Here is a 21364-nt window from a genome sequence, read left to right as displayed (position 1 = left end):
ATCATTCCCTCCCATTTAATAATCAAATCTTGAAGTGATCATCTTTTTACGAGTATAGAAGTTCACACCATCTTTTCCATTCACATGGAGATCGCCATAAAATGAATCCTTCCATCCAGAGAATGGGAAGAAAGCCATTGTCGCCGGTACACCGATATTAATTCCGAGCATGCCTGCATCTGCTTCTTCTCTAAACTGCCTCACCGCTCTTGCATCCTTCGTGTAAATCGTTGCTCCATTTCCGTAGCGCGACTTACGGATATAATCAAGCCCTTCATCCAAATCCTCTGCGCGCAGCAAACTTAACACCGGTGCAAATATTTCATCTTTTGCAATCGTCATATCCGGTTTTACATGATCAAAAATCGTTGGTCCCAAAAATGTCCCTTTTTCGATTTCATCCATTTCTTTGCGACCATCGCGCAGCAAAGTGGCACCTTCTTCAATACCTGCATCGATATAGCCTAATACTTTTTGACGATGGGAATCTCTAATGACAGGTGTAAGAAGTACTTCTTCATTCATACCGCTGCCAATGATTAATTCATCCGCCTTTTCTTTCAATTTGCTTACAAATGCTTTTCCGTCTCCAACTACTACTACTGCACTGCATGCCATACAACGCTGGCCAGCGCTGCCAAAAGTTGAGCTGATTATATTGGCAATTGCTTTATCTAGGTCCGCATCAGGCATAACAATATGATGATTTTTCGCTCCTGACAATGCTTGCACGCGCTTGCCTTTGCCTGCGGCTCTCTCATATACATATTTTGCGACCGGCTGTGATCCGACAAAGGAAATGGCCTTCACATCCTCATGATCTAAAAGACCATTTACTACATCATGTGCGCCATGAACAACATTTAGTACACCTTTTGGCGCCCCTGCTTCTGTAAATAATTTTACAAGCTCATTTGATAAGATCGGTGTTCGTTCCGATGGCTTTAATACAAATGTATTTCCGCATGCGATAGCGAGCGGGAACATCCAGAGAGGAACCATCATCGGAAAGTTAAATGGCGTGATACCGCCAACCACTCCATGAGGATAGCGAAACATTTGTGAATCGATGTCCTCTGCTATATTTGATAGTGTTTCACCCATCATTAATGTAGGGGCACCAGCAGCAAACTCTACACATTCAATTCCACGCTGCACTTCTCCATAAGCTTCTTTATATGCTTTTCCATTTTCCTCAACAATTAATTTTGCTAGTTTTTCATGATTTTCTGTCAGCAAATAATGATATTTATAAAGAATGCGTGCTCTCTTTGGAACAGGTGTTTTTTTCCAAGTTTTAAAAGCTTCATTCGCCGCTTTAACTGCGAGATTTACATCTTCAATAGAGGAAATGGGCACCTTGACAATTGTTTCACCAGTTGCAGGGTTCGGAACGTCCATCGTATCAGTGCCTTTTGCATCTACCCATTCACCATTAATATAGTTTTTCAGTACTGCTGTTTCTTCTTTAATTAATGCCATTAGTCGAATCCTCCTTGATATTAGATTATTCAGAAAATAACTTATGTATTATTATCTCTTACTTTTTTGTCGCTATCATTAGACATAATGTAAGAAGATAATGTTCATATGCTGAACAATCGGTAAAGAACCGGACAACCTGCAGCGCTACCATAAATCAGAATACATTCGAAAGGAATGACAAAAAGCAGCTAAACTAGCTGCCTTTTTTACATCTTATATCTTCCCTACTCCAATAATTTCCTGTTTTGAAGCCACCAAATATTCGTGAGCCTTTACCATGAATTCAAGTGCCAATCGCTTCTCATGCTCCATAAAATCAGGTCCTAGCAATTGTTCAAGCTTTTCTAAGCGATGATACAATGTTTGCCGGACAATAAATAATATTTTTGCTGTCTCCTTCTTAGAGCCACTGCAGGCTAAATAGGTTTTTAATGTATCTAATAATTTCCCATTATGCTCTTGATCATATGTTACGACCGGTTCTAAATACTCCATTACGATCTCTTGCAAATCCAACTGCCTATTTAAAATAGAAATAACGCGAAAAATATGGAGGTCATCATAAAAATAGCTATTCGATGTTGCTAACTGTTTATTAATCCTAACCGTTTCAACTGCTGTCTCTAAGCTTTCTGAAATCCTCTCTAATTGACTTACATATTTACCAACACCAATTTGCGGTTTTGAGTTTAACTTTCCAATCTCTAAATCCGACTCTAGCAATCTTTGAATAGCCTCTGTCATCCTTTTCTTCCAATCGCTCTCTCGCCTTTCATTTATAATAATTAGGATGACAGAATGATATTTTTCTATTGCAAGAAAAGAGAACCCCTTTTGTTCTAAAATGGAGCGAAAATAAAGCTTAAAATAGGTCAGATTGATATTTTGGCTCCGTTCTTCCTGCTGATAGATGCATACAACAGCCCCTTGCGGACTTACTCTTGGCATATAATAGGATAAGTTCTCGAGGATGGATGCTTTTGTTTCCCTCCCATCCAGCCAAGCGTTTACCCATTCGGTTTCTTCAACTCTTCGCTTTTCCTCTACAAATAATTCCCTGACAAAGAATTGCGCTAGTGCATTTGCTGTGCGATCTAAAATGAGCTGATCATATTCTGTTAAGGCCCGGCTTTCAGAAACAATTAATATTTCCGCATAACTTTCTCCCAGCAATTCTATTGGCGTTGATAATATAGAGTATTTTGATAGCTCTTCACATCTTTCAGTCTCTATCGCTTTCATTAAAATACTTTTCTTTAAGTCACCTATATCAGGAAAGAACCTAGTTTCATAGTTTTTAAATAACAAAACGATCTGCGCTTGTAAATCATCATAAATCACTCGTAAAATTTCATCATAGTGATTAATTGACAACAGTTTTTTGTTTAATATTTTTGAATGCTCTTCTAAGCTTGCTAGCATATCATATTGCCGATTAATAAGGAGTGTATGGATATCTTGGGTGATTTCAACAAAGGGAACTTCTTTCATAATTAAAATGATGGGAAACTCGGCTTTATTTGCCATGGCAATAATCTCATGCGGTATTGCTTTTGTATATGTACCGATTTCTATACAAAGACCTGCAGCATTAGATTTAATCAATTGCTGCAGAATAGAAATAAATAGTTCTTTCCTTTCTCTCCACGCCACAGCAGTTGAAAGAATCAGTTCATTGCCTCGCAGTAGATTGCCAATCTTCGTAACTTCCACTATATGGACCCATTTAACAAGGCGTTTGAGCCCTTCTTTACCAGCAGCTATCTCAATTCTTTCAAAATGCCTTCTTTGCAGAATATCCTCTACAGTTAAATATGATTTCACTCATTCCCCTCCTTATATTTTCTGAATATATAAAATATTAATAAAGAATAGACATTTTGTCAAAAAAAATACGGCTTCTCTTTACCTTAAGTAAAAAGAAACCGTTCTTCTTATTGACATTGAAGAATTTCTTCAAATGTGTATTTGTGTATTTGTTGATCAAAACGAGACTGATTTCCTAACGAGCATACAGATAATTTATAATCCGTACATAGCTGATAGAGCTTGCATTCACCAGGCAAGAATTTTTCTTGTTGGTGAAAAACATGATACATTCCATCTATGCAAGGATAGATTTCTACCGATTCCAAAGAGGTTGATAATCCTGTTCCTATTGCTTTTAAATAGCTTTCTTTTAATGTCCATTTTTCGAAAAAACGGGATTCCAACTCACAGTACTCTTCCATTTCATCATTTGATAGTACAATATGTAGCAAATCTCTTGGAATTTCCTCAGCTTTTTCCACATCGATGCCTACTCTTTCGCCATTTACTGCACATACACACCAATTTCCAGAGTGGGACAAATTAAAATACACATCAGATTGATTTTGTAAAAATGGTTTTCCAAATGGAGTATAGCTAATATTTAAGTTCTTTGGGATTTGATATTCTTTATACAAAACTGCCTGTAGCAAAAGCTGACACATGACTGTCCGATAGGCATCATCCACCTTCTTAAATTTGATTGCGGCTTCTTGCTTTTCTTTTGATATAAATTTACTAAGATCCTTGAGCTGCTGCCAGCTTCTTTGATTGGGCAATTCACATGCAAATACTTTAATCATAGCTTACGTCTTTTTCTCCTCTTTTATTTAACTAGCCTTTCGCTGTGCTTGTTCCGTCTCCTGTATCACATTACGGCTGAAGACCGTGAGTACAAGAGCTATAAGAAGGAATATAGCTGCTCCAAAAATTGAGATTTGATAAGGAGCTGGGTTTGTCAAACTGCTCATTGTTCGATTTTGTAAAAAAACTAGCAAGCTTGCATTCACAGAGATGCCAATTGCCGCACCTAGCCTGTTTTGAACATTGAATAGTGTTGTTGCTTTCCCCATATTTACTGACGAAATTTTTGTAAATGTTGTATATTGCATAGCTATTACTGAGTGGCCAAGCGTCAGCCCAATGCCAAATAAGAGCAGCCGCAGGAGCCATGGATCGGCAAATGGGCCAAATAAGCTCATTAATAAGAAAAAGATTGCTGAACCTAGAAATCCTAATAGGATAACATAATACACGCCCATTTTTTTAAAGTCCAAGGCATCAGCTTAGATGCAGCCATTAATCCAATCGCTTCTATAAAAACTGTCAATCCGCTTTCAAATGCAGTTGCGCCTACAGCCTGCTGGTACATCACAGGAAATAAGAACAGCAGTCCCTGCAACCCTCCGACTGCAAAAAAAGAAAGAATGCTTAACTTGCGAAAAGTCGGCTCATACAGCAGCTGTAAATCCATGATCGGCTTGTTTTTATTCAGTGCATATTTAATGAATGATATAACAAGTACTAATCCCGTCATTCCACAAATGAGGATTTCAGGTGCATCCCAACCTCTTGAAGACACTTGGGTTAACGAAAACATAAGCAATGGAAAGCCCGCAACAATGAGGATAAATCCTGTCCAATCCATTTTGGCAGGCTCCGCCTCCTTATGTTCAGTAAGATATTTAACACCAATTAACAAGGCAGCAATGCCAATCGGAATATTTATAAAAAATATCCATTGCCAGGAAATATATTCTACAATTATTCCGCCAACGATTGGACCTAAAGCAGGAGCTACGGCAATCGGCAACACTAATGAGCGTGAAACTCTCGGACGTTCTTCTACAGAAAACGTTCTAAAAATCATTGCCATCCCAATGGGGGCAAGCAAACCTCCCCCCAACCCTTGAATGAATCTGGCAACGCTGAGCATGAACACTGTTTGAGACAATCCGCATACTATCGAAGCGATGGTAAACAAGGTTAATGCAGAAAGAAAGATGCGCTTGCCGCCAAAGCGGCCAGCGAGCCAGCCTGCTATAGGCAGGATGGCTGCAACACCGACAAGATACCATACAGTAATGCCGCTTAAATCTGCTGAAGAAACGCCAAATTCTTGTCCAATAGTAGGTAAAGCCACATACACAATTGTTCCATCTAGCGACGCCATGAACATAGCTAATACATATACGAAACAAACTGCTTTTCTTGAGGTAAATAAGCCCGTCCCGCTCATTACATAGGGGCCTCAATCACTTCTTTTTTCACGCTGTTTGGAATGAGATCCTTCCAGTTTGTTTCGATATAGTCTTGGCAGGCAAGTAAATCAGCCTGCCCAAAAACGATTTCCCATCCGTTAGGAATATCAATAAAATGCGGCCAAAGAGAATATTGTCCCTCATCATTTTTCAGCACATAATACAGTCCATCTTTATTTTCAAATGGATTTGTCACAATCATTCAATCCCTTCTACTAACACTTTTTCGTTTTTTTGCAGTTCTTGTGAAATAATTTTACCTATTTGTGCAAGCGGTACCGGCTGACACATGTCTTTATGGCGGCATTCGATATCAAATTGTTTCATCTTTCCGCACAAGAAAGGAAGCCATCTCGCTGGATCTGCTTCTTTAAACCAGTCAGGCACAATCGTTGATTTAAAGAAAAGCATGTCTCCGTTATATTGCTTCGGTTTATACTCTGACATTATTTTAATAGAGTTTTTATACGTATCTTTTAAATTTATAATTGTCTTTTCATCAAGACTAGCTAATGCGCTTCCATGATCCTTCAATAGTTCAATCACGCCTTCAATCGTTACCTGCTCATCCTTTAATTGATCTGGATCATATCCGCCTAATGTAAGCAAAGCAATTAAGGCATCTTGCTCTCCCTCTTCTCCTGATAATGGAATAAAATGACTAGGGTACGAATCTAATATAACCATGAACTCTACTTCTTCACCTTGCTCCTGCAGTTCGACCGCCATGGCATGCACAACATTTCCGCCTAGCGACCAGCCAAGAAGCCGGTATGGGCCATAAGGCTGCACTGATTTCAGCTCATCAATATAATCCCTTGCCATTTCTACGAGAGAGCCTGGCTTTGTTTCTTTTTTACGTATCCCTTTTGCCTGAAGTCCGTAAAGCGGATACTCTGGACCTAATGAGGACATGAACCCCGCATAGCACCAGCTTAGTCCTCCGGCAGGATGAACGCAAAATAACGGCGTCTCTGTTCCGCTTTTTCGTAATGGCAGCAGCGTATTTAAAGAGTTGGCTGAATGGCTTTCGCCATCTATTATCTTTATTAGCTCAGATACTGTTGCTGCCTCAAATAAAACACCGATTCCTAGCTCTTTGCCGAACACTTCTCGAACGCGGTTCATTAATCTAACAGCTAATAATGAATGTCCGCCTAAATCGAAGAAGCTGTCATTTACTCCTACTTCCTCTAAATGAAGAATTTCTGCATATAAATCACAAAGCATTTCTTCACCTGGTGTACTAGGCCCATTTCCTTTTACGTTCACTTCATATTCGGGCGATGGAAGCGCCTTAACATCCAATTTCCCATGCGAAGTTAATGGGATTGCCTCAACTTGGACAAATGCTGAAGGAATCATGTAATTTGGTAGAAACGACGACATAAATTCTCTTAATTCGATATTCTTTATTTCTCTAGATGCAACAATAAAGCCTACCAGATGCTTATCTCCGTGTTGATCGCTGACGATCGTTGCGGCTTCTTTAACTGCTTCATGTTGCATTAAAATTGAATTAATTTCTCCGAGTTCTATGCGATATCCACGCAATTTTACTTGATGGTCAGACCGGCCGATATAATCGAGGGTTCCATCCTCCTGCCATTTAGCAAGATCGCCTGTTTTATACATTCTGCTCCCAGGTGTTCCGAAAGGATTTGCAACAAACCTGGAGGCAGTTAACACATTTCTGTTCAAATATCCTCTTGCAAGCCCTCCTCCAGCAACATACATTTCACCTGTCACACCAATTGGTACCGGCTGCAAATAATCATCTAAAATATAGACTTGTAAATCAGGAATACTTTCGCCTATTAAACTATTTCCTTTTCTCTCGATAATTTCGGGCTGAATTTCCAAGTAACTCACATGTACTGTCGTCTCAGTAATACCGTACATATTTACCAGTTTTGTTCTCGTATTTTTGTGGATGTTGTACCATTCTTTCAATCTAGCAAGCTCTAGTGATTCACCGCCAAAAATAATATATTTCAGACACAGCATATCAGCTAGTTCAATTCTCTCTTTTTCAGCATTAATTAGCTGATAAAAGGCAGATGGAGTTTGATTAAGCACTGTCACTCTTTCTCGCACGATCAGCTGCAAAAATTCTACCGGTGTCCTGCTCACTGTATAAGGAACAATGACTAATTTGCCGCCATATAAAAGCGCGCCCCATATTTCCCACACGGAAAAGTCAAAGGCATATGAATGGAACATCGTCCAAATATCATGATGATCAAAATGGTACCAATTCTCCGTCTCGCTTAATAGACGAAGCACATTTGAATGAGGAATCACCACTCCTTTAGGTACGCCTGTAGACCCTGAAGTATAAATAATATAGGTAGCATTCCCAGGAGCCACACTTACTTCACGCTCATTGTCTTGGATATTGTCTGTCGTATACTTCAATAGATCTCTAGCTGGTTTACCGCCAATATCGAGTATGCGTTCATCTGGGAATTCATCTAATTGCCTGATTCCATTATGATCAGTGATTAATAATGAAGGCTCTGAATCTGACAAAATAAAACCGATACGTTCAGCTGGATAATCCGGATCAATAGGAACATAAGCTGCACCAGACTTGATGACAGCCAAAATACTTACCATCATCTCTATCGATCTTGGCAGCATAATAGCGATAAATTTTTCAGGTCCAGCCCCAAGGTCAATTAAGTAACGAGCCAGTTGGTTTGCTTTTTGATTTAATTGTTCATAGGTTAATTTTTCATCATTATATGATACAGCAGCTTTATCAGGATAGCGTGCTACCTGCTCTTCAAATAGCTCAACAATTGTTTTCTTTTGTTTATTTTTGTTCCTTAATCGTGGCTTCTTATGCACAGCTTGGATTTCTTCCTTACTTGCAATGGGGATGAACCCAATAGGAATGTCCGGATTTTCTACTGTTTTTTCTAGAAATGCCAGCCATAGACTAAGCAGTCTTGCGACGATTCGTTCATTAAATAGGTCTGTTCTATATTCAATTAATCCGTCCATTCCGCCATGTTTATTTGACCTTTCCCATAATTCAAAGGTTAAATCAAATTTTGCCGTCCCCGTCCCTCTTAACTTCACTTTAGAAGCCATTTTCGGAAAATCAATAGACGGTTCAGGTGTACTTTGAAGAATCAGCATAATCTGGAAAAGCGGATGTCTTGCTGCAGACCGTTCAGGATTAACTGCCTCTACAATCTTTTCAAAAGGGATTTCTTGATGATCGTATGCCTCCAAATTGGTCTCTTTCACTCTATCCAAAAGCTCACTGAATGTCGGGTTCCCGGCCACATTTGTTCTAAGGACTAAAGTATTGACAAAAAATCCGATTATTGAGTCAAGCTTTTGGTCATTTCTTCCGGCTATTGGCGTGCCTAGCGGGATATCTGTTCCTGCACCTAGTCGGAAAAGTAATGAGGACAGGGCTGCCTGTAGAACCATAAACAACGTCACATTTTTTCTCTTTGCCAAACTGTTGAGCTCAGTTAATAAATGCTCTTTTATTTCAAATGGAAAATGCTTTCCTTGATCACTTCTTTTATTAGGTCTTTGAATATCAAAAGGCAATGGAATTTCATCTGGAAGATGATTCAATTGTTTTTTCCAATATGCCATATCTTTATCGTTTGTTCCATCCTCCATCATTTTCCTCTGCCATAAAGTGTAATCCTTATACTGTAAATCCAATGACGGCTGCTCCATCATCGAATCTCCTTCTATTTTGGCTTTATATGCTTCTGATAAATCCTTAGTTAACGGTGATAATGACCAGCCATCAGCAATTATATGATGGAGAAGCAATAATAGTACATATTCACCCTCTCCTATTTCGTACAAGGCTGCTTTAAATGGTGGTTCTGCTTTAAGTTTAAACTCTTCACTAACTGCCTGATTAAGTACATTTTCGATTTCATCTTTGTTTAGTTTTATTGTTTGCAATAACACTGGCGTTTTCTTTACGGGTACAATCTTCTGTACTGGTAAATCGTTTTCCACTGCAAATACTGTCCTTAATGAGTCATGTCGGTCTACTACCTCTTGTAATGCCTCGTTTAGCGCTTTTACATCTAATGGACCATTTAATTCAATAACTAAAGGTATATTATAAGCTGCACTAGGGCCTTCCATTTGGTCAATAATCCAAAGCCTATTCTGGGCATAGGATAACGGGACGCTTCCTTTATTCTCAATTGATATCATTTCGTGTCCCACAGCTTGTCCTGCTTTTATTTGTTGTGACAATTCTTTAATTGTCGGGTATTTGAAAATTGTTGTGAACGGAATTTCTTTTTTAAATGTTCTTCTTATTTTTGCAATTAAATTAGATGCAAGCAGAGAATGACCGCCTAAATCAAAGAATGATTGATTTAAAGCAATTGCAGGGATATTTAATAACTCTGTAAACATATCATGCAAGATTCTTTCGTCCTCGTTCATTGAGCTATAATCCACATTCATTTGCTCAACTTCCGGCCTTGGCAATTTTCTTTTATCCAATTTCCCATTCAAAGTTAGCGGGAATTTATCTAAAAATACAAATGCCCCAGGTACCATATAATCCGGCAATGTCCTTTTGACATGTTCTGTAAGCTTTTCTTGCTTTGGCTGTATTCCATCTGCTACCACATAAGCTGCAAGCCGTTGATCACCAGGTGTATCTTCTCTCACAATTACTCTTGCTTTCAATTCATCTGAGAATGAGCAAAGTACTTTTTCTATTTCTCCCAATTCGATGCGATGGCCTCTAATTTTCACCTGATCATCAGCACGTTTAATATATTTGAGCTGGCCATTTTTATTCCATTTAACGATATCGCCTGTGCGATACATTCTGCTGCCCTCTTTATCAAAGGGGTTGGCGACAAAACGTTCAGCTGTTAAAACCATCCTTCCGTGATAGCCTCTTGCCAAGCCTTTACCTGCAATATAAAGCTCGCCTTCAATACCAGGCGCAACTGGCTGCAAACTCTCATCAAGCACATATACTTTTGTATGATCGATAGGCTTGCCAATGGTTGAAACAGGGTGATCACTTTTCACCGAATATATAGTAGACCAAATAGTCGTTTCTGTTGGGCCATACAAATTTGTTACTGAATGACAGGCAGCTGATAATTCTTTTGCTAAATATGCTGGCAGCGCCTCTCCTCCTACTAACGCCTTGACTCCTTGTAACGATGAATGATGATGTGAGAGAATCATTTGCCAATGAGTTGGCGTTGCTTGCATAATCGTAATGGCTTTATTCTTGATTGTATTGTTTAAGCTGATTGGATCTTGTACAGTTTCACGTCTAGTTAAAACACAAGCTGCACCGCTAATTAAAGGCATAAACATTTCTAAAATTGATATATCAAAAGATATGGTCGTTAAAGTTAATAACCTATCACTCTCCTTGAGTGCAAAATGCTTTTTCATATATTGAAGAAAGTGAACAAGCCCTTCAGCCGATACGAGAACGCCCTTTGGTTTTCCGGTCGATCCTGAAGTATAAATGATATAAGCGGCGTGCAATAAAGACTGATGCTTAAAGAAATTAATATTTTTCTCAGATGATTCATTAATTTCTGACATCACATGCTTATCTTCGAGATTAAACTTTAAATGGGTGAATTCTGTCGGAATACAACCACTAGATGGAGAGTCGGTTATGATCAACTCAGGTTTTGCATCAGCTAGCATATAATGGATGCGATCTTCGGGATACGATGGGTCAAGCGGCAAATAAGCACCTCCTGTTTTCCATATGGCTAGTATGCTAACGAGCAGGTTTTCTGACCTTTCTAACGCAATAGCGGCAAACTTCTCAGGGCCAACACCTCTTTTCCTTAATACATGGGCAAGCCGGTTGGATTGCTCATCAAGCTGTTTATATGATAAAACAGTATCATTACACATGACCGCTACCCGTTCTGGCGATGATAAGACTTGATGACGAAAAAGACTGACTGGATCATGTTTCTCAATTGGCGCAGCATGATTATTCCATGTGTTTAATACCTTTTCACTTTCTTCAGGCAATAATATACTGATCTTTCCAATAGGTTCATCTACAGACATCTGTGCTAGTTTTTGCAGCAAGTGGAGGAATCTATCACAATGCAGCTTTAATTCTTCTCTCGTATACTTTGCTGCATTTCCCTCTAAATCGATTGCAATGCCATTATGATTGCCTTGATCATATATATTTAATGTTAAATCTTCTACTGGACCAGTAGATAGCTTAAAAGTAGCAGCTTTTGTTGCACCAAACACAGGATTATATGAAAATGGCATAACATTCACTTGAGGCCCGAATAATTGCTTGCCATTGCCTATTTTTCGCAAATCTCTTTGCAGCTGTTCTTGGCGATATCTTTGATGCCAGCTATTTTCACGTAGCTCTCTAGATACATGCCTCACAATATCAATAAAAGCGGTCTCTGGTTTGATCTGTACATAGAGCGGCAATATATTCATTTTCGTGCAAGGAATATTAATAGAAGCTGATTGAAGCCGATTCATCATTGGAATGCCTAAAGTAATATCCCGAGAGCCAGTCATGCGATATATATACAATGCCATCGCAGCAAACATGATATCAGGCCAACCAGCCTTCATTTTCCCTGCTGCGGCTTTTAGCATTTGCAAATGCTGAGTATCAAGTATTCGTTGTTCCTTTAATATGTCAATACTCGATGCAGTAATTTTATCTGTAAGACTAATTGGTTCTGGCAGATTTTTATATTTCCCCATCCAATATTGCTGATCGTTTGTAATATCCTCTGATTCCTTATAAGCTTCATCTTCTTCTAATACTTCCGAAAAGCGGGAAAAGAGTTTTCGGTTATTGTTCTTCTCTTCAATTTTGTCGGTATATAAATTAGCTACACGATTAGTAAGCAGCGAAAAGGCGTATGCATCCGTTGCAATATGATGTATTTTTTGGTACCAAAGATAGTGTGATGAATCGACTTTGAAAAGCATTTGTTTAAATAGCTGATCCTGAGTTAAATCAATTCTTTCTCGTAAATCTGATCTCATTAATTGGATGGCCGTTTCTTTAGGTGATTCCATTTGGCTAATATCAATGAATTGCACACATGCTTTATGCTTTTCTATTTGCTGCCAAGGTCCGTTATCATCCTCACCAAATCTCATATGTAAGCTATCCGCTTCATAAACAGCTTCCTTTATTGCTTCAATAAATACAGCTACATTCATCGAATCCTTTATTTCAACAAATTCTCCGGTATTATAAAGAGGACTAGTAGGCTCAAGCTGGTGAGCAAACCAAATTCCAGCCTGAGCATCTGTTAATGGATATCGTTTATTTTCAATCATCAATGACTGACCCCCATTCTATTGCTGTACCTGTTCATATTTTGGGATTAATCGGCTATACCATTCTTCTAAAGTTGGCGCCTCCGCCAATTCCATAAAATTGATATCAATTCCTTGTGAGCGCCAATCTTCAACGAGCATCATCATTCGGATTGAATCAAGTCCGCTATCGACTAAATTTTCTTTATCGCTTAATAGCTGAGGTGAAACATCAAGCAAGTCTGCTACTTTATTCTTAATAGATTTTGCACTCAATTTTTGTTCCAATGATAATTCATCCAGCAATTGGGACATCATCAACGGCCGTGCACAACGTTCAGCGCCATAGATTAGTGCCTCGTGATGATGAGCCTGTGAAAAATCAGCCATTGCATCTGCAACAATAAACGGCTGAATATCATTCATGAAAGCCTCCACTGCTGTAACAATGCAGCCGATATGTGCATATACCCCACATATGATGATTTGATCCTTGCCATTCTCTTTCATCCATTCCAGCAAATTTGATTTTTTAAACGCACTATAACGCCATTTTGTTTGTACGATATCTTGATCGGTTGGAGTTAGGCGAGCAATAATCTTTGTCTGCTCTGTATTATCGTCAAGACCAGGTCCCCAAAAATCTGTTAACAATGCGCGATCCTCAGCTTTCTGATTTCCCGGCTGAGCAGTATAAATAACTGGCATTCCTTGCTCCGTACACTTTTGCTTGATGGTTGAAATATTATCGACAAGCTGAGTAATTAATTGAGAATCATTCTCATAGAAATCTAAAAAATATTGCTGCATATCATGAATTAATAAAACAGCTCGATTCGGATCAGCCTTCCAAGACACTTTACCTGCAGGCAGCTCATTTTTAGTTGGCATTGGATAACTTAAAATTTTTGGTATAGACATTTAAACCCTCTCCTTTAATAATGAACTTTTTTTTCATCGTTTAATTTTTCGATAATGATTTCTCTCAAATTTTTTTTGCTGACCTTACCTAATGCTGTATAGGGAAATCTATCAACAAATTCAAATCTGTCAGGGATTTTAAAACTGGCAATCCCCCTATCTTGTAAAAAGCGCTTTAAGTCCTTTGCACTCAATTCATCGTGTTTTTGTATAATGAACGCACAAGACCTCTCGCCGAGAAATTTATCAGGCATGCTCACAATTGCTGCATCAAGAATGTTGTTATGGGCAAGCAAATAGTTTTCAACCTCTTCAGCTGCGATCTTTTCTCCACCGCGATTAATTTGATCCTTATCCCTGCCTTCAACGATCACATATCCTTCTTTTGTTAGTTTCACTAAATCACCTGTTCGATAGTATCCGTCTGTCGTAAATGCTTTTCCATTATGCTCCTCTGCATTAAAATAGCCGATTATTGTGTATGGGCCTTTCGCTTGCAGTTGTCCAGTCGAACCGATTGGCAGTTCTCTATCCTCTTCGTCTACGATGCGAATATCATCATATTTTGACATTGGCTTACCCTGTGTATGAATGACTAATTCGTCACAATCATCCAATCTTGTATAATTGACAAGGCCCTCTGCCATTCCAAATACTTGCTGAAGCTTGCAATTAAATGCCGGACCGATCTGTTTCGCAATCTCCGCACTGCATTTTGCTCCCCCCACTTGAATCACCTTTAGGCTTGATAAATCTTCACTTCTTCTTTTTCTTGCTTCCAGCCATACAATTGCGAGCGGCGGAACAAGCGAAGTAAAATCGACACTCTCCCTCTCTATTAAAGGGAAGGCAAGATCAGGACTCGGATACTTGCTTAATACAATTTTTCCTCCTGCATAAAGAACACCAAATACGCCAGGCGAACTCATTGTAAAGTTATGTGCAACCGGCAAGACTGCCAAGTAATTTGTTTTATGATCTAATTCACATACTTCTACACTTCTGCGCAAACTATAAATATATTCATTATGTGTTCGAGGAATCAGCTTCGGCAATCCTGTACTGCCACCCGATAATTGGAAGAAGGCAAGATCATCCGCCTGAACTTCAGGTAAAGGCTGAATGGCTGATACATATAAATTTGATAAAGCGGTAAAATCTTTGTTATCTCCAACTACGATGATGTGTTCCAAGCTTGGAACCGCTTCCTTCACTTCTCTTGCCATCTCTCGATAATCGAAGCGATCATAAATATCCGGGATAATATATGCTTTTGCTTCCGTAAACGCGCAGAAATAAGAAATTTCCGTTTTTCTGTGTAATGGCAGCGAAAATACTGGTAAAGCACCAATTTTAAATAAAGCAAAGCATACTTCAAAAAATTCAAATATATTGGGAAGCTGCAAAACAATGCGATCACCTTTAACGATGCCCATCTGCATAAATCCAGCAGCTAACTGATCAACGCGGTTATTTAACTCACGATAGCTTAATACTTCACTGCCATCAGTTATCGCGATATGATCATTCATTTCTCTTCCCTGCTTTTCAAGAAAACCACCAAATGTTTCGCCGTTCCAGCAGCCAGTTTGTTTATAATATCTTTTCAAATCCTCAGGCCATGGCTTGTAACCTCTTAACATTGTTTATGACCTTCTTCCTCAATATTTTTAATGCCTAATGCGCTTAACATCGTTCTAAACTTTGCCGCTGTTTCAGCTGTTTCCTCTTGCGGTACTGAATCTTCTACAATTCCAGCACCTGCAAATAGGCTTATTAAATTGTTTTCTATCTCTGCACATCGAATAGTAATTGCCCATTCTCCGTCTCCATTTCGATTACTCCACCCAATTAACCCTGTAAAATAATCCCTCTCAAACGGTTCCAACATTTCTATTTTTTTGTAAGCTGTATCTGCCGGCGTTCCGCATATTGCCGGTGTCGGATGCAAGCATTCCGCTAACTGTATTGATTGTGTAGATGAATCCTTTAATTCACCAACGATTTTTGTTGAGAGATGCCACATTGTATTTGTAGAAATAACTGATGGCTTTTTCGGTACATATAAACTTTTGCAAAACGGCCTGAGAGCTTCCTCAATTGAATGAACGACAAACTGATGTTCATGAAGGTCCTTTTTAGAATGACGCAATTCATTTTCCATTTGACGATCTTCTAACGGGTCAGCTTTTCTTGGTCTCGAACCAGCAAGCGGATTTGTAACCACGGTTTTTCCGTATTTGGAAATTAGAAGTTCAGGACTTGCTCCTATTAAAGTTTTTTTCCTCTCGGTCCCATCAGAAATATTTAATGCAAAGTTAAACTTGTTCTCATTTTCAGCAATTAATTGCTTTATTAGTTGTGGAATATTCAACTCCTCTTTTGCAGCTACTTGCAATATCCTGCCTAGTACAGCTTTCTCAAGCTCTCCATTTTGAATGGATGAAACAATTTTCTCTACAGCCTTTTCATAATCAGCCGCAAATGGTATAGATTGAATGTTCTTAATGGATAATGAACTGGCTGTGTATCCAGCTTGTTTGCTATCCATATCTACTTGCTGTTCAACGCTTTCAGGAACAATGAGCATTCCTCTATTGCCCTTGTTAAATGGAAGAGCGCCGATGATAATTGGCTCGTCTTTACCCAATACTTCTGCTTTTCTAAAAAGTGTATGTATTCTTTCACTAAAACTTAATCCGGATTGTTCTTCAGCACTTAGGCTAACCGCTTCTCCTTTTCCTAAAATACATTTGCTCGGAAAATAAAGTAAATTATCACCAGCGTTAAATTTGTCTAATAATTGATATTCTTTATTTTTAATTGAAACAGCCATGCTCACTACCTCCTTTTTTATTGGACACCCAATGTTGCACCGCCATCGACAACGATGTTATTCATTGTGATATGATGCGCACGATCCGAGATTAAAAATAGAATAGCGTCTGCTATGTCAGATGTGTTGGCAATTTTTCTTAATGGAATACCAACACGGTACTCTTCAGGCATGCCACGAATACCTTGCTCAATGCTTCCACCGCTTTCCCAGAACGCTTTTTGCATTTCTGTATCAGTCGCTCCAGGTGAGACGATGTTGCACCGAATATTATATTTGGCCATTTCGAGCCCAAGGCATTTAGTGAACATAAGTGAAGCAGCTTTTGATGAACAGTAAGCAGCCATGGAAGTTCTCGGAACTGTTGCTGCATTTGAGCTGACAGTGATGATAACACCGGCTTGTTTTTCCTTCATCCTTTTACAAACTGCTTTTGATAAGTTAAAGACACCGGTAGTATTAATTGCAAATGTTCTTTCCCATTCATGTTCATCTATGGCAGTAATCTCCCCAACAGAAAGAACGCCTGCGACATTCACTAAAACATCGATTTTCTTATATTTTTTTTCTACATAATCAACAACCGTTTCGATGCCTAAACTGTCTGTCACATCTGCATAAAAGGTTTCTACTTCAATCCCTTTCTTCTGAAGATCCGATTTGACAATTTGCAGCTTTTCTTCCTGTTTGTCAATGCCGATTACTATATGTCCTTCGCAAGCTAAAGCACGCATCACTTCATAACCCATCCCTTGCGCCGCTCCAGAAACAATTGCTATTTTTTGGTTATCCACTGTTTCTAAGTCTCCTTTCAATTGATATTCATTCTCAATAAGATGTAAAATAAAGAAGGAAACATTTAAAGATTTCCCTCATTGCAGAAGATGCTACTTATAAATGATAATGATTATCATTATCAATTTATATTCTAACAATAAACCATTTCCATTTTTTTCGTCAAGAAGGAAGAAAATACTAGATTGTCTTTCGACTTTCTCTTTAAACTTAAGCAGGCTGAAAATAAAAGAAGGAAAAGCCCTTTATATAGCTGTTTTTACTGCTTATTATTTTATTATTTGCCAAGTGGAATTTAAAAATTAAATTTCCTTTTTAAGTAAATTTAGTGCAAAGTATCTATTTAGTGATAATAGCCTCAAATCTGCTATTCAAGAGATTTGAGGCCTTCTTCTTTTTATTATTTTGATTTTCATTTGGGCAGTTGGTTGGATTTTAACTTTATTTCTCATTTTTCATTCTTAAGTCCTGTGTAAAGAAAAAGAAAGTAAAGCAAGATTGACTGAGGCTATCAATAAAATGGGGAAAATTGTAGTTTCACAAAACTTACCGCCCGCCTCTTCTGCGGTTTGAGCGCCGGTTCGCGAAAGAAGCAAGTGCTATATCAGTGATGTAGATGGGTATGATTTTAAGAAAAGACCTTTTTTGCTTAAGTACACGCAATTTCAGTCCAGTTGCACAAACAAGGAAGTATTTTCTTACGATAACAACAAACGGATAAGCAAAAATGAAAAGGACTGAGTTCAGTACAAAACTGAACTCAGTCCAAGGTTGCAATAAATATTTCTAGCCTTTTGGGGTCACTACACCGCCTGCAGGAGTCGAGCGGACACGTCTCTAAATCGAATGACTAAGGCACTCTGAGTAAAGCAAGCCTTTACTCGGTTATAAATTTTGTAATTCCAAAACTACATCTAAAATTACATTAATGCCTTTTTCGCAATCTTCATATGGAGTGAATTCGTCCTCGCTATGACTCTTGCCATTTATACTTGGCACAAAGAGCATAGCTGTTGGGATATAGCTTGCGATAAATTGGGCATCATGGCCAGCTCCGCTCGCCATTTTTTTATGACTATAACCAAGTTCTTTCGCTGATTGTTCCAGCTGATCAACTAGGCTTTCATTAAACATCACAGTCGACCGATCCCATAGTTTTTCCGCTTCTATTTGACAGCCTTCATTCTCGCAATTTCTTGTTAATGCTTCAACAATGTCTTCCACTTTCTTAATTATATTCGGATTTTTATGCCGGGCCTCTAGAGTAAAAACAACTTGATTAGGGATGACTGTGTGGATATTAGGTGATACGTTCATCCGTCCCATTGTAAAAACTAGCTCTTCATCAACTGTATCAAGTTGTCTTCTTGCCTCAGCAATGAAATTATTTGCCGCAAATAAAGCATCTTTTCTCATCGTCATTGGTGTCGTCCCTGCGTGATCTGATTCGCCATTAATTGTTATTTCATAGCAGACCATGCCAACAACACAATCAACGACACCAATATTTAGAGATTCATGCTCAAGTACAGGTCCTTGTTCAATATGCAATTCTAAAAAGGCAGCCGCTTCTTTCAAACGATTGCTTTCTTCTCCTGTAAAGCCGATTTCACGGAGCGCATCCGCAAAGATGATGCCATCTTTATCCTTTTTTTGCATCATCGTTTCTTTATCAAATTTTCCGCTTAACACACCAGATGCCATCATGGACGGTTCGAACCTCGCACCCTCTTCATTTGTAAAATTCACAAGAGTAATTGGAATACGCGGCTTTATTTCATTCTCAACAAGCGTTCTAACGATTTCAAGTCCTGCGATTACACCGAGGACGCCATCAAATCGTCCGCCTTTTTTTACTGAATCCAGATGAGAGCCAATTGCGATAGGCGGTTTATCTTCAATGCCTGGCAGTGTGGCATACATATTGCCCATATCGTCTACAACTACTGACATTTTTAATGCCTCACAGCAAGTTTGAAAGTATTCTCTTGCTAATCTATCCTCTTCAGATAGAGAGAGTCTCGTTACACCATTATTTTTAGTTCCTCCGAAATTAGCGAACGTTTCAATCGTTGCTTTCAATCTTTCACCGTCAATTAACAGCTTTTGTTTTTCCATATGTGTAAGGCTCCTCTCAATAGAATGCGTATTATTGATGAATTAATTTTACAGAAAAGTATTTTCTAGCATCAGCTGTTAGAATATGCAATGTTTCTGAAGTGATTGTAGAGCCTGTAATTCTTTCAAATTCAACAAAAGCTCCGCTTAAATTTTCTGTTATACTTTTGATGCTGTATCCTTGATTTAAAAGGACATCGATTTTATCTTTTTCCTGCAAGTATTGTGTGTATTCAGACATGTTTATCCCCCTCTATTAAACTCTTTCATTAGCAACTTCAGGAAGAACAATTAACTGTTCCTCATCTACTATTTCCCAATCTCGGCCAACCGTTAAACCTAAGTATTTTTCATCGCTTGGGTCAATAATTTCAGCTTGCTCATACTTGGTAAACCACCAGTATTTTGCTAATACATAGTAAACACCTGCTCCTACTGCAAAACCGACAAGTGATGAATACATCGGAAGCAGGTTTGCAGCAATCCCGCCAATTATCCATGCGAGTAAACCAGCTACATTGAATCCGAATAAATATTTAAACTGCCCATCATTTTCATATAAAGCTTTGACATTCACTCTTCTTTTTCTAAGTAAATAGTAATCAGCAAATAAGATTCCAACGATGGAAGTCAATATCCCGCCAATAATTAATAGAGCCTGATTTAGAACATCAAATAGACTCCACGGCTGGGCCAATGTGCCAATAATACCTGCGATAAGGACACCTACCCAAAATGGAACTTTTGGACCGCCGACATTGGAGAAAACAGTTGCGGCGGGAATAATATTTGCGGAAGTGTTAGTAGACCATTGCGCTAGTACAATCATAAGCAAGAGAATGCCTAATACAAACCCGCTAGCAGCTTCCTGCAGTGCCATTATCGGGTCGGATGTGCCAACCGCCATATAAGAAACAGCACCAATTGCAATCATGAACGTATTAAAGACCGGCATAACAATGAGATTACCAACTAGTTGAGACTTATTGCGTTTAAACCAATTTCTTTCGTTCTTTGGCGCTTTAAAAAACCTTGATAATGTTGGCATATCAGCTGCCAACGTTGCCCAGAAGCCCATATTTGCCATAACAACAACCATGAATGCTGTAAATGCAGCCATTCCAGTTGCAGGGCTTTCCACCCATGCAAATATTTCTTTGCCCCCAGCTGAAGCACTGTCTGACAGGGTAATATACATCCAGCAAGAAATGAGGATAATAATCGGAGCAGCAAGATCTGCAAATCTTTCAATTGATTTGATGCCAAGAGCAGTGTTGATTAACTGAGCAGCCGCGAATAAAAGGAAACAAATAAACCATTGATCGAAACCGAATAATAAAAATAGAATTCCATTAATGGCAGAAGCGCCAAAATACGTGTTAATACCAAACCAGCAGGCAGCAGTAACTCCTCTAGTAATCGATGGAAAATGTGTACCGATTGTTCCAAATGGCGCCCTCATATAAACAGGAAAAGAAAGCCCATGCTCAATACCGATATCGCCAATAATAGACATGAAAATTCCAATTGCTACCGATCCGATAATGGTCGCCAGCAATACCATTGGCAGGGACAAGCTTTGAATGCCGCCGCCTCCAATCGCAAAAGCAGCCAGTACTATCGCCATACCTACCCAGATTACCGCAAAGCCGAATGTCCCGATATTTCGCTCGCCATATCCAATCGGCAATAAATCTGGAGACTTTAAATAATTTGATTTCTTTTCCATTTTGGACACCTCCTTATATTCACAGCCAAACAATTATATGCTCGTGATGATTGATACCCTGCTACAAAAATTTTGCAGCAGGGTAGGAATGAATGAAAGTTG

The 21364-nt window shown here is 38.8% G+C and carries 14 protein-coding genes; all 14 read right to left on the bottom strand.

Features of this window, described 5'->3' with window-relative positions; translation table 11 throughout:
• Positions 1-15 precede the first annotated feature (15 nt).
• A complete protein-coding gene (locus CWS20_RS20855) occupies positions 16-1482 on the bottom strand; it encodes a CoA-acylating methylmalonate-semialdehyde dehydrogenase (protein ID WP_066198949.1) in 1467 nt (488 codons plus the stop codon).
• A 216-nt stretch (positions 1483-1698) separates the two neighbouring features.
• Positions 1699-3309, bottom strand: coding sequence for a PucR family transcriptional regulator (locus CWS20_RS20850; protein WP_066198952.1), 1611 nt, complete (start codon positions 3307-3309; stop codon positions 1699-1701).
• 110 nt (positions 3310-3419) lie between these two features.
• The gene (locus tag CWS20_RS20845; protein ID WP_083957411.1) at positions 3420-4097 is read right to left on the bottom strand and encodes a 4'-phosphopantetheinyl transferase family protein; all 678 of its coding nucleotides are present in this window, start codon (positions 4095-4097) and stop codon (positions 3420-3422) included.
• Positions 4098-4124: 27 nt separating this feature from the next.
• Positions 4125-4556: an MFS transporter gene (locus tag CWS20_RS28825; RefSeq protein ID WP_241504233.1), complete on the bottom strand. Its 432-nt coding sequence runs from the start codon at positions 4554-4556 to the stop codon at positions 4125-4127.
• On the bottom strand, positions 4529-5533 hold the full coding sequence (locus CWS20_RS20840) for a DHA2 family efflux MFS transporter permease subunit (protein ID WP_241504232.1): 1005 nt from the start codon (positions 5531-5533) through the stop codon (positions 4529-4531). The genes CWS20_RS28825 and CWS20_RS20840 overlap by 28 nt, the downstream gene beginning before the upstream one ends.
• Positions 5533-5751: an MbtH family protein gene (locus CWS20_RS20835; RefSeq protein ID WP_066201699.1), complete on the bottom strand. Its 219-nt coding sequence runs from the start codon at positions 5749-5751 to the stop codon at positions 5533-5535. The genes CWS20_RS20840 and CWS20_RS20835 overlap by 1 nt, the downstream gene beginning before the upstream one ends.
• A 2-nt stretch (positions 5752-5753) precedes the next feature.
• Positions 5754-12884 carry an amino acid adenylation domain-containing protein gene (locus tag CWS20_RS20830; RefSeq protein WP_066198958.1) on the bottom strand — a complete coding sequence of 2377 codons (7131 nt, stop codon included), beginning with the start codon at positions 12882-12884 and terminating at the stop codon, positions 5754-5756.
• A gap of 18 nt (positions 12885-12902) precedes the next feature.
• The gene (locus CWS20_RS20825) at positions 12903-13784 is read right to left on the bottom strand and encodes an isochorismatase family protein (protein ID WP_066198961.1); all 882 of its coding nucleotides are present in this window, start codon (positions 13782-13784) and stop codon (positions 12903-12905) included.
• Between the two features lie 14 nt (positions 13785-13798).
• Positions 13799-15427, bottom strand: a complete 1629-nt coding sequence (locus tag CWS20_RS20820; RefSeq protein WP_066198965.1) for a (2,3-dihydroxybenzoyl)adenylate synthase — start codon at positions 15425-15427, stop codon at positions 13799-13801.
• Positions 15421-16620, bottom strand: coding sequence for an isochorismate synthase DhbC (gene dhbC / locus CWS20_RS20815; RefSeq protein ID WP_083957412.1), 1200 nt, complete (start codon positions 16618-16620; stop codon positions 15421-15423). The genes CWS20_RS20820 and dhbC overlap by 7 nt, the downstream gene beginning before the upstream one ends.
• A 17-nt stretch (positions 16621-16637) precedes the next feature.
• On the bottom strand, positions 16638-17414 hold the full coding sequence (locus CWS20_RS20810; RefSeq protein ID WP_101226379.1) for a 2,3-dihydro-2,3-dihydroxybenzoate dehydrogenase: 777 nt from the start codon (positions 17412-17414) through the stop codon (positions 16638-16640).
• 886 nt (positions 17415-18300) lie between these two features.
• Positions 18301-19533 carry a Zn-dependent hydrolase gene (locus CWS20_RS20805; protein ID WP_066198973.1) on the bottom strand — a complete coding sequence of 411 codons (1233 nt, stop codon included), beginning with the start codon at positions 19531-19533 and terminating at the stop codon, positions 18301-18303.
• Between the two features lie 31 nt (positions 19534-19564).
• Positions 19565-19774: a hypothetical protein gene (locus CWS20_RS20800; RefSeq protein ID WP_066198979.1), complete on the bottom strand. Its 210-nt coding sequence runs from the start codon at positions 19772-19774 to the stop codon at positions 19565-19567.
• Between the two features lie 15 nt (positions 19775-19789).
• Positions 19790-21262, bottom strand: a complete 1473-nt coding sequence (locus tag CWS20_RS20795) for an NCS1 family transporter (RefSeq protein ID WP_066198982.1) — start codon at positions 21260-21262, stop codon at positions 19790-19792.
• Between the last annotated feature and the right edge of the window lie 102 nt (positions 21263-21364).

Source organism: Cytobacillus horneckiae (assembly GCF_002835735.1).
In the GTDB taxonomy this organism is placed as follows: domain Bacteria; phylum Bacillota; class Bacilli; order Bacillales; family Cytobacillaceae; genus Cytobacillus; species Cytobacillus horneckiae.
This window is presented reverse-complemented; position numbering and strand designations above follow the sequence as displayed.

What these genes read in the sequence shown, in the direction of transcription:
- CWS20_RS20855 (WP_066198949.1), bottom strand. Translation starts at nt 1,482, where the DNA reads ATGGCATTAATTAAAGAAGAAACAGCAGTACTGAAAAACTATATTAAT.
- CWS20_RS20845 (WP_083957411.1), bottom strand. Translation starts at nt 4,097, where the DNA reads ATGATTAAAGTATTTGCATGTGAATTGCCCAATCAAAGAAGCTGGCAG.
- CWS20_RS28825 (WP_241504233.1), bottom strand. Translation starts at nt 4,556, where the DNA reads ATGGGCGTGTATTATGTTATCCTATTAGGATTTCTAGGTTCAGCAATC.
- CWS20_RS20840 (WP_241504232.1), bottom strand. Translation starts at nt 5,533, where the DNA reads ATGAGCGGGACGGGCTTATTTACCTCAAGAAAAGCAGTTTGTTTCGTA.
- CWS20_RS20830 (WP_066198958.1), bottom strand. Translation starts at nt 12,884, where the DNA reads ATGATTGAAAATAAACGATATCCATTAACAGATGCTCAGGCTGGAATT.
- CWS20_RS20825 (WP_066198961.1), bottom strand. Translation starts at nt 13,784, where the DNA reads ATGTCTATACCAAAAATTTTAAGTTATCCAATGCCAACTAAAAATGAG.
- CWS20_RS20820 (WP_066198965.1), bottom strand. Translation starts at nt 15,427, where the DNA reads ATGTTAAGAGGTTACAAGCCATGGCCTGAGGATTTGAAAAGATATTAT.
- dhbC (WP_083957412.1), bottom strand. Translation starts at nt 16,620, where the DNA reads ATGGCTGTTTCAATTAAAAATAAAGAATATCAATTATTAGACAAATTT.
- CWS20_RS20805 (WP_066198973.1), bottom strand. Translation starts at nt 19,533, where the DNA reads ATGGAAAAACAAAAGCTGTTAATTGACGGTGAAAGATTGAAAGCAACG.
- CWS20_RS20800 (WP_066198979.1), bottom strand. Translation starts at nt 19,774, where the DNA reads ATGTCTGAATACACACAATACTTGCAGGAAAAAGATAAAATCGATGTC.
- CWS20_RS20795 (WP_066198982.1), bottom strand. Translation starts at nt 21,262, where the DNA reads ATGGAAAAGAAATCAAATTATTTAAAGTCTCCAGATTTATTGCCGATT.